Genomic DNA, 14,885 nt, shown 5'->3' on the forward strand with positions numbered 1-14,885 from the left:
AGCCTCGGCGCGGACCGCGCGGGGTCCACCCGGACGGTCAGGACGCGCCGTCGGCGCGGAGCCGGAACACGTTCGACTCTGCCGAGTCGCGCAGCGACCCCAGCACCGCGCTGATCTTGTCCGCCGGCATCGGCTTGAAGAAGTGGTAGCCCTGCGCGGAGGTGCAACCCAACTCGGCCAGGGCCATTCGCTGCTCGGCGGTCTCCACCCCTTCGGCGACCACCCGCAGCCCCAGCTCATGAGCGAGGCCGACGGTCGTCCGGACGATCGCGGCGGCCTCCGGCGAGTCGGCCATCCGGATGACGAAGGAACGGTCCACCTTCAACTCGTCCACCGCGATCCGGGTGAGGAAGGTCAGCGACGAGAAGCCGGTGCCGAAGTCGTCGACCGCGAGCTGCACGCCCATCGACCGGAGCGTCGCCAGCACCTCGTCGATGACCTCCAGCTCGCTCATCACCACCGTCTCGGTGATCTCCAGAACGAGCCGGTGCGGCGGCACCTGGTGGCGGCGCAACGCCTCGGCGATCTCCGCCGGCAACCGGGGGTCGAGCAGGCTGCGCGCCGAAAGGTTGACCGAGATCGGGACGTCCAACCCCTCCCGAGCCCAACCGGCGGCCACGCTGAGCGCCTTGTTCAGCACGTATCGGGTGAAGGTGCCGAGCTGCTCGCTGTTCTCCACCGGCCGGATGAAGTCGGCAGGGTTCAGCCACCCACGCCTGGGGTGCTGCCAACGGATCAGCGCCTCCACCCCGGTGGGCGCACCGGTGGCCAGGTCGACCGCCGGCTGCAACGCCAGCACCAGCTGATCATCGACCTTCAACGCCTCACGCAGCTCGGCCAGCAGGGCGAGCTGGTCGGTGCTGGCCGCGTCACGCGCGCCGTCGTACGCGGCGACGTTGCCGCCGCCCTCCTTGGCCTGGTACATCGCGATGTCGGCCCGACGCAGCAGCTCGGTCAGGTCCGCGGTGCCCGCGGCGGCCACCACCACCCCGACCGAGACCTCGATGGACATCCGTACGCCGGCCACCTCGGTCGGTGCGGCCAGCCGTTCGGCGATCTCGCGGGCCTGACGCAACGCGTGGGCCATCGGGGCGGTCCGGTCGCCGAGCACCGGCACCGCAGTGAGCAGCAGCGCGAACTCGTCCCCACCGAGTCGACCGAGCAGGTCACCGGCGCGGACCAGCGCGTTGAGTCGGTTCGCGGTCAGTCGCAGCAGCTGGTCACCCGCCGCATGGCCGAGGGTGTCGTTGACTTCCTTGAACTGGTTGATGTCCAGCAGCAGCAACGCCACCGGGTGGTCGTGGCTGAGCTGTCGCAGCGACTGGTCGCCCTTGCTCAGCATCGCCGCCCGGTTGGCGAGCCCGGTGAGCGGGTCGTGCACCGCCTCGTACGACGAACGGGCGGTCACCAGCCGCAGCTCGCGGTGGGTCGCGGCGTCGTGCAGCGCGGCGGCGAGGGCGTCGCCGAACGCGGCCACCGCGTCACGTTCCCGGGCCGTGGGCGGGGCCGAGCGGGGGAACCGCACCCGCAACCGACCGACCGGCGTGGCGCCGACCGACAGCGCCCGGCTCAGCTCGTGCTCGTCCGGCTCCGACTGGTCCGGTGAGCCAATCTCCCGGTCGACCAGCTGACCGCCGGCGTCGCCCCGGTAGCGGTGCCACCGCCCGTCGGCCCGGGCCACGTCGACGTCCACCAGTTCGGCGTTGAACAGCGTCAGCGCCCCGGTGACCGCCGCACTCGCCACGCCCCGCTCGTCGAGCTGGTTGAGGGCCGCGGTGGCCTCGGCGAAGGCACGCCAGGTGCGCCGCTCCTGATCGGAGCGCAGCCGGTAACGGTAGGTCTGCTGCAACAGCCACAGCAGCGGCGGCAGCAACAGCAACCAGCGTGGGTCGAGTTCCAGCAGGGCGACCACCACGAGGCCGACCGCCACGTTGCCGACGAACATCAGCAGCTTGCCGCGCAGCGCGGCGAGCAGCGGTGGCCCGATCGGCAACCCGTGCCGCAGACCCAGCGTCACGCCCCCCAGCCAGGCGGTCACCAGGAGGTACGTCACCGAACCGGCGATCACGGCCAGCGCCAGGATCGGGGTGGGTGGCGAGAGCAAGGGCTGCCCGAGCGCGGTGGTCACGGAGACGGCCAGTGCCGACGCGGCGGCCAGCGAAGCGGCGATCCGAACAATCTCCAGGGCCGGACGGCGGTCGTTGTGCAGTGACAGCAACGTCCAGGCCAGCCCGGTGCCGAGCAGCGTGGCGGACGGGAGCCAGCCGGCTGGAGTCAGGTAGAGGCAGACGATCAGGGCCGCCTCGCCCCAGGTGATGCTGACCATGCCCGCGGCCGAACGGAATCGCAGCCGGGCGAGCTGGGCGAGGGCCAGGACGGCGACGGCGATGCCGAAGCGGGCCGGACCGCCGAGGGGATCGTCGGCCGGCAGCCGGACCGGGAGGGTCAACCCGACCGCGGCGGCGGCCAGGGCGGTCAGCGTGACGGCGGCGGTGAGCACGAGCAGCCGGCCCGGTGTGCCACGCACCCCGAGCCGATCGAACGGGTCGTCGGCCGAACCGGAGGTCATCGACCTCCCCCGTCAGCCGACCGACCGACGTCGCGGTGGGCGGCCGGTGCTGTGCTGGTCATCGGCGCCCCCTCCCGCACACGGCTCGGAGACTTTTGGTCCCCCCGGCGGAAGGCTAAGCCAAACCGGGTGGCCGCAACAGGGGGCGACCACCCGGTTCAGCGTGATTCACGCGCGGACTACCCGTTCAGGTGCTGCTGGTGCCCGTTGGGAGCGGGCGTGGATGAATCACGCCCCCCGGTCCCGTCTGTCGGATCGACGACTGCCGCATCGGCCCTGGTCGGATCGGTCGGCGCGGACTGCTGGGGGAAACGGTCCGGCAGGCGGCGCAGCCGAGCGTTCATGTTGCGGATCAGCAGGATGGTCGCGGTGGCCAGCAGCAGGATGAGGAACAGGCCCATCGGCCCGGCCAGACCACCCGTGCGGGTGTCCCCGAAGTTGTTCTCCGCGAGCACCTGGGCAGCGGTCAGCATGGCGTTCCTCCGATGTGCGGTTGGTAACCAGGGTAGCCCCGCCGGGAATCAGCGCGCGTGCGCCGTCTCCCGCACCCCGGCGAAGAGATCGGACTCGGGCAGTGGGCTGTCGACCATCGAGCGGGCCAGCTCGTAATCCTCGGTCGGCCAGGCCCGCTGCTGGAGCTCCATCGGCACGTGGAACCAGAAGCCGTCCGGGTCGACCTGGGTGGCGTGGGCGCGCAGCGCGTCATCGCGGACCGGGAAGTATTCGGCGCACTCGACCCGGGTGGTGATCCGCGGGCCCTTGTCGGGGCGATCCTCCCACCGCTTGAGCCACTCCTCGTAGGGCGACTCCAGACCGGCGGCCAGCATGCCCTCGTGCAAGGCCATGATCTTGCCCTTGGAGAAACCGATGTCGTAGTAGAGCTTCAGCGGCTGCCAGGGCGCGCCCAGCTCGGGGTAACGCTCCGGGTCACCGGCGGCCTCGAACGCGGCCACGCTCACCTTGTGGCACATGATGTGGTCCGGGTGCGGGTAGCCACCCTCCTCGTCGTACGTGGTCACCACGTGCGGACGGAACTCGCGCATCAGCCGCACCAGCGGGCCCGCGGCGACCTCGACGTCCTGGAGGGCGAAACAGCCCCCGGGCAGGGGCGGCAGCGGATCGCCCTCGGGCAGGCCCGAGTCGACGAAGCCCAGCCAGGCCTGGTCGACGCCGAGGATCGCCCGCGCGGCGTCCATCTCGGCACGCCGGATCTCGCCGATGTTGGCCCACACGTCGGGTCGGTCGAGCTTGGGGTTGAGCACGCTCCCGCGCTCGCCGCCGGTGCACGTCACGACCAGGACGTCCACCCCCTGAGCGACATATTTCGCCGTCGTCGCCGCGCCCTTGCTCGACTCGTCGTCCGGGTGCGCGTGCACGGCCATGAGACGCAGTTGCTCTGCCAACTTCGGCGCTCCTCGTCTGTGCCGGACGGTGGACCCGACCGGGCTCGACCGGCTGACCTGCCGGGATCTTTCCTCACCGCACCCTGTCACCGGCCACCAGCGCCGGGCATGACCTGCCATTCCTGCCGCTGGACCGGGTGGGAGGATGGTGCTCTGTCATTCTTGCCGATGCCGCCGACAACAACGCCAGGAGATACCCGCCGGTGACCGAGACGCACGCCACAATTTCACCAGGCGCGCCGGTATTCCCGGCCGGGCGCTACGGCCGCCGTCGGGCACCGGGCGGAAAGCGCCGCCGTACGCTGCTGGCCGCGCTGGCGCTGTTGGCGCTCGTGGCGACGCTGACCGTGATCTCGGTCCGGCTCTACCGCCAGTACGGCGACCCGGTCTACGACGCCCAGGTGATCACCTACACCGACATCACGGACAAGCAGGTGCTTGTCGACTTCCGGGTGACAGTCCCGCCGGGTGGGTCAGCGGTCTGTGTGCTGCGCGCCCGGGACCGTGCCGGCGCCGAGGTCGGCCGCGAACAGGTCACCGTGACCGCCGATCCCGGGGATCGGCACGTCACGACGCAGCACCGCCTGGCCACCACCGCGCGGCCGTTCATCGGTGAGGTCCTGCGCTGCCGACCACCGTCCTGAGCTGCTCGAACAGCACCAAGAGCGGAGCTGGCGGGGCGCCTACCGCCGGTGTCGGATCCGGACACCGGCGGTGATGGCCGACACGCTGTGTCGTACCGCACTGGTAACTTGGTAGTTCACCTGTCAGCCAGCCACGCACATCTGAGGAGAACGCCTGTGTCCACTGGCAACGAGGCGCCCGCCACCTGGCTGTCCCAGGACGCGCACGACCGCCTCCAGGCCGAGCTCGACGAGCACATCGCCAACCGTCCGGCGATCGCAGCCGAAATCAACGCTCGGCGCGAAGAGGGCGACCTGAAGGAGAACGGCGGCTACCACGCCGCCCGCGAGGAGCAGGGCAAGGCCGAGGGTCGCATCCGTTACCTACAGGAGCTGCTGCGCACCGCGAAGGTCGGCACGGCGCCGACGGCGGACGCGGTGTCGCCCGGCATGGTCGTGACGATCTACTTCGACGACGACACCAACGACACCGAGACCTTCCTGCTCGGTTCCCGGGAGATCGCGGCCACCACCGACCTGACCGTCTACAGCCCCGAGTCCGCGCTGGGCAAGGCGATCCTCGGCGGTCGAGCCGGGCAGACCTGCACCTACACGGCGCCCAGCGGCGCCGACATCAAGGTGACAGTGGTCAGCTTCGAGCCGTTCTCCGGCTGACCGTCGCCGGTCGCGCCACCCGCTGCCGGCCGGCTCGACCGACCCCGGCACCACCTGTCGAAACACCGCGCATCCGAGGCGTGGCACCCACCGGTGTCACGCCTCGGCCGCGAAGACCACCTGGTAGCCGCTGGCCCGTAGGGCGCTGATCAGGGTGTCCGAGTGCTCGACGCCCCGGGTCTCCACCGACAACGCCACCTCCACCTCGCCGAGGCCGAGGTGCGGGTTGGCCCGCTGGTGCTCCACGTCCACCACGTTGGCCCGGTGCTCGGCGATCTGAGTGAGCAGCGACGCGAGCTGCCCCGGCCGGTCCGAACAGCGGACGGTCACCCGCAGGTAGCGACCCGCCGCGGCCAACCCGTGCTCGATCACCCGCAGCATCAGCAACGGGTCGATGTTGCCGCCGGAGAGCACCGCGACCACCGGGGTCTCCACCTCGACCACCCCGGCCAGCAGCGCGGCCACACCGACCGCCCCGGCCGGCTCGACCACCTGCTTGCCCCGCTCCAGCAGCATCAGCAGGGCCCGGGAGATGTCCTCCTCGGAGACCGTGACGATCTCGTCGACCAGCTTGCGCACGTGGTTGAAGGTGATCTCGCCCGGCCGGCCGACCGCGATGCCGTCGGCGATGGTGGAGAAGATGGGCAGCCGGACCGGTTCCCCGGCCACCAGTGAGGGCGGGAACGCCGCCGCCCCGGCCGCCTGCACGCCGATGATCCGGACGTCCGGGCGCAACGCCTTCGCGGCCACCGCCATGCCCGAGATCAGACCGCCGCCACCCACCCCGGTGATGATCGTCTTCACCTCCGGGCACTGTTCGAGGATCTCCAGCGCCACAGTGCCCTGCCCGGCGATCACATCGGGATGGTCGAACGGGTGGATCAGCACCGCGCCGGTGCGCTCGGCGTACGTGTGCGCCGCGACCAGCGACTCGTCGACGGTGTTGCCGGCCAACTCGACCTGCGCGCCGTACCCCTTGGTGGCGGCCACCTTCGGCAGCGGCGCGTTGACCGGCATGAAGACTGTGGCGTGCGTGCCGACCAGGCCGGCGGCGAGAGCCACGCCCTGCGCGTGGTTGCCCGCGCTCGCCGCGACCACGCCGCGCTCCCGCTCCGCCGCCGACAACCGGGAGATCCGCACGTACGCGCCCCGCACCTTGTACGAGCCGGCGCGCTGGACGTTCTCGCACTTGAGCCACGTCGGCCCGCCCAGTGCCGCGCTGAGCGGCCGGGAGGGCTCCAGTGGGGTGGTGCGGGTGACGCCAGCGAGCAACTCCCGTGCGGCCCGCACGTCGTCGAGACCGACCAGTTCCGTCATGCCCCGATCGTGCCACCCGACTCCGGAGCCCTCGGCGGCGACACCGGAGTGCCCGACAGCGCGCACACCGTCGACGGTCAGGCGGTGGCCGGCGACTCCGTGCCGACCCGCGGGTAGCCGGGGGCGTGACGCGTCCACGGGGCGGCCATCTCGAACTGACCGGCCACACCGAGCAGCAGCAGCTCCGAGCCGGGCGGACCGACCAGCTGCACGGCGACCGGCAGGCCGTCCGGGCGGCGTCCGACCGGTACGACGACCGCCGGCAGGCCCGCGATGTTCCAGGGTGCGGCGTACGGGGCGTACCGGATGTTGGCTGTCATGTTCGCCCGCCAGGACCGCTCCGACCAGCGGGCCGCCTCCGGTGGCGCGCTGGCGAGCGCCGGGGTGAGCAGCAGGTCGACCGAGTGGTCGGTGAAGAAGTCGACAGACCGTTGCCGCCAGGCGGCCCGGTCCGCCTCCCGCACGTAGCCGCGACGCTGCGCCCACTCGCCCAGCGCCACGTGCCGCCGGGTACGCCGTTGCAGGCCACGCCGGTCCAGACCGGAGGCCCGGACGTCGGTGGCGGCTGCCGCGAACCAGGTGGCGATGCCCTGCAGGCCGAGCGCTGTCGGGTAGACCGGATCGGCCGGCACCGTGTCGTGCCCGGCGGCGGCGAGGAGCCGACCGGCGGCGGCGACCGCGTCCCGGTTGGGCGCGTCCGGTGCGACACCGCGCACCGGGGAGCGCAGCGAGACACCAACCCGCAGCCGCTGCGGGGGAACGAGCTTCTCGGGACGCCGGCCGGCGAGCACCGAGAAGCCGACCGCCGCGTCGGCGACAGTGCTGGTCAGCATGCCGTGCTCGGTGAGGCCGAACCAGTCGTCCGCCCCGAGCTGGCAGGGGACCACGCCCCGGCCGGGCTTGAGCCCGACGAGTCCGCAGCAGGCAGCGGGAATCCGGATCGAGCCGAGACCGTCGTTGGCGTGCGCGATCGGCACCAGCCCGGCGGCGACCGCGGCGGCGGCACCACCCGAGGACCCACCGGGGGTACGCGTGCTGTCCCACGGGTTACGGGTCACCGCGCTGTCGTCGTCGGTCAGCGCCCACAGCCCCAGCTCCGGCATCCGGGTCACGCCGAGGATCACCGCACCGGCGCCGCGCAGCCGACGCACCACCTCGTGGTCGGCCTCCGCCACGTCGGTGCGGGCGGCGGCCGACCCGTTCCAGGTGGGCAGGCCGGCGACCGGGGTGTTCTCCTTGACCGCCACCGGAACCCCGGCCAGCGGCAGGTTGGCCAGGTCCTCCTGCTCGTCGACCTTCTCCGCCTCGGTGATCGCCTCACCGCCGCGAACGGCGCGGAACGCGGCCAGCTCACGGTCGGCTCGGGAGATGTACTCGAGGTGGTCGGCGACGACCTGGGTCGCCGAGACGTCACCTCGGCGTACGCCCCGGGCGATCTGCTTTGCGGTCGCTCCGACCCAGGTCGCCATGATGTCCTGCACGGCCATCCTCCCCCAGCGGTCAGCCCAGCGCCTGCTCCAGATCGGCGAGTAGGTCGTCGACCGTCTCGATGCCGACAGACAGTCGCACGAGATCGCCGGGAACTTCAAGCGGCGAGCCGGCAGCACTTGCGTGTGTCATCCGACCCGGGTGCTCGATCAGGGATTCCACACCACCCAGCGACTCGGCGAGCACGAAGAGCTTGGCCCGGTTGCAGATGTCCACGGCGTGGTCCTCACCACCGGCGGCCCGGAACGAGATCATGCCGCCGAACCGGCGCATCTGCTTGGCGGCCACCTCGTGACCGGGGTGCGAGGGCAGCCCCGGATAGAGCACCTGGGCGACCTTGGCGTGACCGTCGAGGTACGCGGCGAGCCGCTCGGCGTTGTCGCAGTGCCGGTCCATACGTACCCCGAGGGTCTTGATGCCCCGCAGGGTGAGCCAGGCGTCGAACGGGCCGTTGATCGCACCCATCGCGTTCTGGTGGTAGCGCAACTCCTCGCCGAGCCCGGCGTCGGCGACGACGAGCGCGCCACCGACCACGTCGGAGTGCCCGCCGACGTACTTGGTGGTGGAGTGCACCACCACGTCCGCGCCGAAGGCGATCGGCTGCTGGAGGTACGGCGAGGCGAAGGTGTTGTCCACCACCAGCAGGGCGCCCGCGTCGTGTGCCACGGCGGCCAGGGCGGCGATGTCGGCGATGCCGAGCAGCGGGTTGGTCGGCGTCTCCACCCAGACGATCTTCGTGCGGCCTGGCTGCACGGCCGCACGGACCGCGTCCGGGTCGGAGACCTTGGCCGGGCTGAATTCCAGGCCCCAGCGCTGGGCGACCCGGGCGAAGAGCCGGTACGTGCCGCCGTACGCGTCGTCCGGGATCACCACGTGGTCGCCGGGCTGGCACACGGCCCGCAGCAGGGTGTCCTCCGCCGCCAGGCCGCTGGCGAAGGCGAGCCCCACCGGCCCACCCTCCAGCGCCGCCAGGCACTCCTGGAGCGCATCACGGGTCGGGTTGCCGGAGCGGCTGTACTCGTAGCCGAGGCGAGGTGCGCCGACGGCGTCCTGGGCGTACGTGCTGGTCTGGTAGATCGGTGGGATCACCGCGCCGGTGCGGGCCTCGGGGTCCTGACCGGCGTGGATGGCGAGCGTCTCGAAGCCGTGACTCATTCTGGTGAGGCTAGTGCCCCGTCCCGCAGGCTGGAACGGAACCCGCGCTCCCGGGCGAGGGTCGGACCGACCGGCCCGGCCCTCGCGCTCCGCAGGCCCGGTCAGGCGGCCGGGACGGGCAGGACGTGCAGGGTCGCCGGACGGGCTCCGGTCCAGTCCGAGGTGACCGCGTAGACCCGGGTTTCGTTCGGCGCCCAGGCCAGCCCTCCGGCACTGAGTTCATCGCCCAACTCGTAGCGGGCCTGTTCGGTGCCGTCCGCGGCGAAGACGAAGACGTCCGGGGCGTAGGCGGCGTCGGCGCCGGCGGCGATCCGGGTGCCGAGACGCGACAGCTCGACGGCCCGCGGGTAGGGACCGGTGGCGTACGTTGCGCTGGGGGTGGCGATGTCGGCGAACGGGAACGCCTGCACCAGCGGCGGGGAGCCGGCAGCCGTGTAGAGGGTGGTGCCAGTCGGGTCGAGGGCGATGTCGCGCAGGTTGCTGCCGACGGCCGAGAACTGGTTGGTCCGCAGCATGGTCAGCGCTCCTGCGGCACCGATCCCGTAGGCGTACACCGACGCCGGGCTCAACCCCGGCTGACCGGCGAGCAGCACCGCCCGGTTCTGACTGGCGGCGGCCAGCAGCGGAGCGTAGTAGAAGTCCTCGCTGACCAGGCCGGTGCTGAGGCGGGCCGGCTGGCGTCCCAGGTCGATCCGGCCGATGTTGCCGCCCCACTGGTCACAGCCGTAGCCGAACCACAGGTACCGGCCGGTCAACGCCAGCGACGACGGGCACTCGCCCGCGCCGGTGTCGTACCGGGCGGACTCGAGCAGCGAGCCGGTGTCGAAGGCGGCGATGGCGTTGGCGGTGGGCAGCGCCACGTAGAGGGTCCGCCGGTCGGCGCTGAGCAGCAGGTCGGTGGGGCCGGGCAGGCCCGACAGCGTGCCGACCACAGGGCCTGTCGCGCTGGTCACCACGACATCAGTGGCGGAGCTGCCACCACTGACGAAGACCCGGTCACCCGCCGACACCACGTCGGCCACAGTGCTCAGCGGCAGTGGGGTGGCGGTCGGCGCGGCGGCCGCCTGGGCGTGGCCCGGGGTCGCGCCGGTGAGCAGCCCGGCGGTGAGCGCGGCCAGCGCCAGGGTGAGGCCTCTTCTGATCTGCAAGCTTGGTCCTTTCGGAGCATCGACGCGCACGCCGATGGCCGGGATCGCCCCGCACTCATCCATTCACGTAGATGAGTACCACAGTCGGTTCACGCGTGGGGGGCACCGTGACCCGCGAGGCCGCCGGCATAGCCTGGCCCGATGAGCGGTTGCGTGTTCTGCGGGATCGTGACGGACGAGGTGCCGGCGTTCCGGGTGGCCGACACCCCGGACGGGGTGGCGTTCCTGGACACCCGGCCGGTGTTCAAGGGGCATGTCCTGGTGGTGCCCCGGGTGCACCTGGTGACCCTCGCCGAGTTGCCGGCCGACCTGCTGCCCGACTACTTCGCCATGGTCCAGCGGCTGGCGGTGGCGGTGGAGACCGCTCTCGGTGCCGGTGGGACGTTCGTGGCGATGAACAACAAGGTGTCCCAATCGGTGCCCCACCTGCACACCCACGTGGTCCCGCGCACGAAGGGCGACGGGTTGCGGGGCTTCTTCTGGCCACGCACCCGGTACGACGACGACACCGAGGCCCAGACGTACGCGGACCGGATCGCGGCGGCTCTCCCCGGGGGGCCTGACTCACCCTCACGCGGGTAAGAAAGCCAGACCCTCCGGTGTTACACGCTGGGAGAGGTACGAGAGGAGATCCCCACGTGTTTTTGCGCCGTATGAACGCCGATATGGTCTCGCCCGACCAGGCCCTGCCGGGCCGTCAGATCGCCATGCCGGTCGCCGACCGCCACGAGGTGCTGGGCACCCCGTTGAAGGGCCCGTTCCCTGAGGGCCTCCAGGTCGCGGTCTTCGGCATGGGCTGTTTCTGGGGCGCCGAGCGGCTGTTCTGGACGCTGCCCGGCGTCTACACCACCTCCGCCGGCTACGCGGGTGGCATCACCAAGAACCCGACGTACGAGGAGACGTGTTCCGGCCGAACCGGGCACGCCGAGGTCGTCCAGGTGGTGTACGACCCCAGCAAGATCAACTATGAGGATCTGCTGAAGGTCTTCTGGGAGAACCACGACCCGACCCAGGGCATGCGCCAGGGCAACGACGTGGGCACCCAGTACCGCTCGGCGATCTACACGACCACGGACGAGCAGCGGACCATCGCGGAGTCGTCCCGGGACGCGTTCCAGCCGATCGTGACGCGGGCCGGCAAGGGTGAGATCACCACCGAGATCGCCCCGCTCGGCAGCTACTACTTCGCCGAGGACTACCACCAGCAGTACCTGGCGCCGACCAAGAACCCGAACGGGTACTGCAACCACGGCCCGAACGGGCTGAGCTGCCCGGTGGGAGTCGCCCGAGTCGGCGGCTGACCACCGCCACCCGCACATGTGTGATGCCCGGCCGCCGATGAGGTGGCCGGGCATTCCCGTTCGGCCCTGTGATCGAAATCCGTTGCCGAGCTCGACGAGAACTCGATAACGTGGCCGTACACGTGAAAGGAGGTGGTCCAGACTTGTATAGCAATCGGACTCGTGAGGTGGCTGTCAGCTAGCCGCTGTCCTCGACAGTGATCGGCCTGCCGCGAGGCGGGCAAAAAGCACCATCGTCGAGACCGTGTGGCAGCGGTGCGGCGAATCCACGACAGCCACCCGACCCCCGGGGTGCCGGCCAAGTCCAGCCGGCCCGCGCACATGCGCGGAGCGCCCCGGGGGTCGCTCCATATCCGCGGGAGTGGCGATGTCCATGCGCGAGCTGGTGGTGCTGGGGACGGCCAGCCAGGCACCGACCCGTCAGCGCAACCACAACGGGTACGTGTTGCGCTGGGACGACGAGGTGATCCTCTTCGACCCGGGCGAAGGCAGCCAACGTCAGCTCCTGCACACAACGGTCACCGCCACCGACCTGACCCGGATCTGCGTCACCCACTTCCACGGCGACCACTGCCTGGGCCTGCCCGGCACCATCCAGCGACTCTCCCTGGACCGGGTTGCGCACCCGGTCGCCGTGCACTTTCCCTCCGGCGGCGCCGAATACTTCGCCCGGCTGCGGTACGCCACTTCCTTCTACGAGACCGCCGAGCTGCGGGTCGAGCCCATCGAGGCGGACGGGCAGCGGATCGCCCTGCGCTGCGGCACGCTGGAGGCACGCCGGCTCCGGCACCCCATCGAGACGTACGGCTACCGGCTGGTCGAGCCGGACGGGCACCGGATGCTGCCGGAGAAGCTGGCCGCGTACGGCATCGCCGGGCCGGCCGTCGGCGAGCTGATCCGCGTCGGGCACCTGGACCTCGACGGACGCCGCGTCACCCGGGCCGAGGTGAGCGTGCCCCGGCCGGGGCAGCGGTTCGCGTTCGTGATGGACACCGGCCTCTGCGACGGGGTGTACGCCCTCGCCGAGCACGCCGACCTGCTGGTCATCGAGTCGACGTTCCTGGAGTCGGAGGCCGCGCTCGCCGCCGAGGTCGGCCACCTGACTGCGGCGCAGGCCGCCCGGGTGGCGACCGAGTCCGGCGTACGCCGACTCGTGCTCACCCACTTCTCCCAGCGCTACCCGGACCCGCGCCGGTTCCACGACGAGGCGCGCGCGCACTTCGACGGCGATCTGATCATCGCCGAGGATCTGACCACGGTGCAGCTCCCGCCGCGCCGGGTAGCCTCGGCCGGGTGACCGTCACGCTCCGCCCCGCGACCGAAGGCGACCTGATGGCGGTGGGTGCCCTGCACCAGCGCTCCCGGGTCGCCGCGTACTCCGCCTTCCTGCCGGCCGAGGCGCTGGCCGACCCGACACCGGAGGCGATGGGGCGGTACTGGGTCGAGCGGTGGATCTGGGAGCGGGACACCCACCGCATGACGGTGGCCGAGCGGGCCGGTGCGCTGGTCGGGTTCAGCCACCTGGGCCCGGACGACGAGGACGACCCCGCCACCGGGCTGCTCAACGCGATCCACCTCGACCCTGCCGAGCAGGGCCGGGGCGTCGGCCGCACCCTGATGGTGGACGCCCTGGACGCCATGCGGGCGCAGGGCTGGCGGCGTGCCGCGCTCTGGGTGCTGCGGGACAACGCCCACGCCCGCTCGTTCTACGAGCGTGGCGGCTGGGCCCCGACCGGAGCGGAGCGTGAGGAGCACATCGGTACCGCCCTCACGCCCCAACTCCGCTACACCCGGCTGCTGGATGCCTGAACGAGGCCTCCAGCAGGCTCAGTGGGCGCCCAGGTGGGACAGGAGGTCCTGGCGGGTTAGGACGCCCTTCGGCTTGCCGTCGACCAGCACCAGGGCGGCGTCGGACTTCTCCAGCATGCCCACCGCCTCGCTCACCGGCTGACCACCACCGATCATCGGCAGCGGGTCACCCATGTGCCGCTCGATCGTGTCGTGCAGGTGAGCCTGGCCGGTGAACAGCGCGTCGAGCAGGTCCCGCTCGGCGATCGAGCCGGCGACCTCACCGGTCACCACTGGCGGCTCGGCCTTGAGCACCGGTAGCTGCGAGACGCCGTACTCGCGCATGTAGTCGATCGCGTCGCGGACGGTCTCGGTCGGGTGCACGTGCACCAGCTCGGGCAGCCCGCCCGGCTTGCTGGCCAGCGCGTCGGCCACCGTCGGCTCTGCGCCGGAGTTGTCGAGGAAGCCGTACCGGGCCATCCACGAGTCGTTGAAGATCTTGGAAAGGTAGCCACGACCGCCGTCGGGCAGCAGCACCACCACCACGTCGTCCGGGCCGGCCCGGCGGGCGACCTCCAGGGCGGCGACCACCGCCATTCCGCAGGAACCGCCGACCAGCAGCCCCTCCTCGCGGGCCAGTCGCCGGGTCATCTCGAAGGACGCCTTGTCGGAGACCTCCACGATCTCGTCGGCGACACCCCGGTCGTACGTCTCCGGCCAGAAGTCCTCGCCGACGCCCTCCACCAGGTACGGGCGGCCGGTGCCGCCGGAGTAGACCGAGCCCTCCGGGTCGGCCCCGACGACGCGCACCCGGCCGTCGGACGCCTCCTTGAGGTACCGGCCGATGCCGGAGATGGTGCCGCCGGTGCCGACGCCGGTCACGAAGTGGGTGAGTTCGCCGTCGGTCTGCTTCCACAGCTCCGGGCCGGTCGTCTCGTAGTGCGAGCGCGGGTTGGCCGGGTTGCTGTACTGGTTGGGCTTCCAGGCGCCGGGGATCTCCCGGGTCAGCCGGTCGGAGACGTTGTAGTACGAGCGCGGGTCCTCCGGCGCGACGGCGGTCGGGCAGACCACCACCTCGGCGCCGTACGCCCGGAGCACGTCCTGCTTGTCCTGGCTGACCTTGTCGGGGCAGACGAAGACGCACTTGTAGCCCTTGAGCTGGGCCACCAGGGCCAGCCCGACGCCGGTGTTGCCGCTGGTCGGCTCGACGATGGTGCCGCCGGGCTTGAGCAGGCCGGCGGCCTCGGCGTCCTCCACCATCCGCAGCGCGATCCGGTCCTTCACCGAGCCGCCCGGGTTGACGTACTCCACCTTGGCCAGCACTGTGGCCTGGATGCCCTCGGTGACGTTACGCAGACGCACCAGCGGGGTGTTTCCGATCATGTCGACGACGTTGTCGTAGTACTGCACGGTGTGCC

Annotated in this window: 14 protein-coding genes; 6 read left to right on the top strand and 8 right to left on the bottom strand. The window is 71.5% G+C overall.

What is annotated here, in order from left to right:
* Positions 1-37: 37 nt before the first annotated feature.
* The 3 genes from FB453_RS02770 to mca form a co-directional block, all read right to left on the bottom strand.
* The gene (locus FB453_RS02770; protein WP_145787263.1) at positions 38-2,569 is read right to left on the bottom strand and encodes a bifunctional diguanylate cyclase/phosphodiesterase; all 2,532 of its coding nucleotides are present in this window, start codon (positions 2,567-2,569) and stop codon (positions 38-40) included.
* Between the two features lie 179 nt (positions 2,570-2,748).
* Entirely contained in the window at positions 2,749-3,042 is a 294-nt protein-coding gene (locus FB453_RS02775; RefSeq protein ID WP_112698482.1) for a hypothetical protein, read from the bottom strand.
* Positions 3,043-3,090: 48 nt separating this feature from the next.
* Positions 3,091-3,972, bottom strand: coding sequence for a mycothiol conjugate amidase Mca (gene mca, locus FB453_RS02780; protein ID WP_112582454.1), 882 nt, complete (start codon positions 3,970-3,972; stop codon positions 3,091-3,093).
* Between the two features lie 203 nt (positions 3,973-4,175).
* Between mca and FB453_RS02785 the strand changes: the two genes are divergently transcribed.
* Both FB453_RS02785 and greA read left to right on the top strand, forming a co-directional pair.
* Positions 4,176-4,616 carry a DUF4307 domain-containing protein gene (locus FB453_RS02785; RefSeq protein WP_112601904.1) on the top strand — a complete coding sequence of 147 codons (441 nt, stop codon included), beginning with the start codon at positions 4,176-4,178 and terminating at the stop codon, positions 4,614-4,616.
* A gap of 156 nt (positions 4,617-4,772) precedes the next feature.
* The gene (greA, locus tag FB453_RS02790; protein WP_145787265.1) at positions 4,773-5,270 is read left to right on the top strand and encodes a transcription elongation factor GreA; all 498 of its coding nucleotides are present in this window, start codon (positions 4,773-4,775) and stop codon (positions 5,268-5,270) included.
* 96 nt (positions 5,271-5,366) lie between these two features.
* On the opposite strand, the gene ilvA is transcribed toward greA, so the two are convergent.
* The 4 genes from ilvA to FB453_RS02810 all read right to left on the bottom strand — a co-directional run bounded on the left by ilvA (position 5,367) and on the right by FB453_RS02810 (position 10,378).
* Positions 5,367-6,587 carry a threonine ammonia-lyase gene (gene ilvA / locus FB453_RS02795; protein WP_145787267.1) on the bottom strand — a complete coding sequence of 407 codons (1,221 nt, stop codon included), beginning with the start codon at positions 6,585-6,587 and terminating at the stop codon, positions 5,367-5,369.
* Between the two features lie 77 nt (positions 6,588-6,664).
* Positions 6,665-8,074, bottom strand: coding sequence for an amidase (locus FB453_RS02800; RefSeq protein ID WP_112733108.1), 1,410 nt, complete (start codon positions 8,072-8,074; stop codon positions 6,665-6,667).
* Positions 8,075-8,087: 13 nt separating this feature from the next.
* The gene (locus FB453_RS02805) at positions 8,088-9,230 is read right to left on the bottom strand and encodes a cystathionine gamma-synthase (RefSeq protein WP_091394199.1); all 1,143 of its coding nucleotides are present in this window, start codon (positions 9,228-9,230) and stop codon (positions 8,088-8,090) included.
* Between the two features lie 101 nt (positions 9,231-9,331).
* On the bottom strand, positions 9,332-10,378 hold the full coding sequence (locus tag FB453_RS02810; RefSeq protein ID WP_145787269.1) for a formate--tetrahydrofolate ligase: 1,047 nt from the start codon (positions 10,376-10,378) through the stop codon (positions 9,332-9,334).
* Between the two features lie 141 nt (positions 10,379-10,519).
* On the opposite strand from FB453_RS02810, the gene FB453_RS02815 reads away from it, so the two are divergent.
* The 4 genes from FB453_RS02815 (at position 10,520) to FB453_RS02830 (ending at position 13,488) form a co-directional block, all read left to right on the top strand.
* Positions 10,520-10,960, top strand: a complete 441-nt coding sequence (locus tag FB453_RS02815; RefSeq protein WP_145787271.1) for an HIT family protein — start codon at positions 10,520-10,522, stop codon at positions 10,958-10,960.
* A 56-nt stretch (positions 10,961-11,016) separates the two neighbouring features.
* Positions 11,017-11,679 (top strand): peptide-methionine (S)-S-oxide reductase MsrA, encoded by a 663-nt coding sequence (gene msrA, locus FB453_RS02820; protein ID WP_091394206.1) that lies wholly within the window; start codon positions 11,017-11,019, stop codon positions 11,677-11,679.
* Between the two features lie 367 nt (positions 11,680-12,046).
* On the top strand, positions 12,047-12,976 hold the full coding sequence (locus tag FB453_RS02825) for a ribonuclease Z (RefSeq protein ID WP_091397182.1): 930 nt from the start codon (positions 12,047-12,049) through the stop codon (positions 12,974-12,976).
* Positions 12,973-13,488, top strand: coding sequence for a GNAT family N-acetyltransferase (locus tag FB453_RS02830; protein ID WP_145787273.1), 516 nt, complete (start codon positions 12,973-12,975; stop codon positions 13,486-13,488). Before FB453_RS02825 ends, FB453_RS02830 begins: the two co-directional genes overlap by 4 nt.
* A gap of 18 nt (positions 13,489-13,506) precedes the next feature.
* Here the strand turns inward: FB453_RS02830 and FB453_RS02835 are convergent, their stop codons facing one another.
* Positions 13,507-14,877: a cystathionine beta-synthase gene (locus tag FB453_RS02835; protein ID WP_112679028.1), complete on the bottom strand. Its 1,371-nt coding sequence runs from the start codon at positions 14,875-14,877 to the stop codon at positions 13,507-13,509.
* Positions 14,878-14,885 lie beyond the last annotated feature (8 nt).

The organism is Micromonospora sp. CNZ322, assembly GCF_007827755.1.

Excerpts from the sequence above, each read along its gene's own strand:
- FB453_RS02770 (WP_145787263.1), bottom strand. The coding sequence starts at position 2,569 with ATGACCTCCGGTTCGGCCGACGACCCGTTCGATCGGCTCGGGGTGCGT.
- FB453_RS02775 (WP_112698482.1), bottom strand. The coding sequence starts at position 3,042 with ATGCTGACCGCTGCCCAGGTGCTCGCGGAGAACAACTTCGGGGACACC.
- ilvA (WP_145787267.1), bottom strand. The coding sequence starts at position 6,587 with ATGACGGAACTGGTCGGTCTCGACGACGTGCGGGCCGCACGGGAGTTG.
- FB453_RS02800 (WP_112733108.1), bottom strand. The coding sequence starts at position 8,074 with ATGGCCGTGCAGGACATCATGGCGACCTGGGTCGGAGCGACCGCAAAG.
- FB453_RS02805 (WP_091394199.1), bottom strand. The coding sequence starts at position 9,230 with ATGAGTCACGGCTTCGAGACGCTCGCCATCCACGCCGGTCAGGACCCC.
- FB453_RS02815 (WP_145787271.1), top strand. The coding sequence starts at position 10,520 with ATGAGCGGTTGCGTGTTCTGCGGGATCGTGACGGACGAGGTGCCGGCG.
- FB453_RS02825 (WP_091397182.1), top strand. The coding sequence starts at position 12,047 with ATGTCCATGCGCGAGCTGGTGGTGCTGGGGACGGCCAGCCAGGCACCG.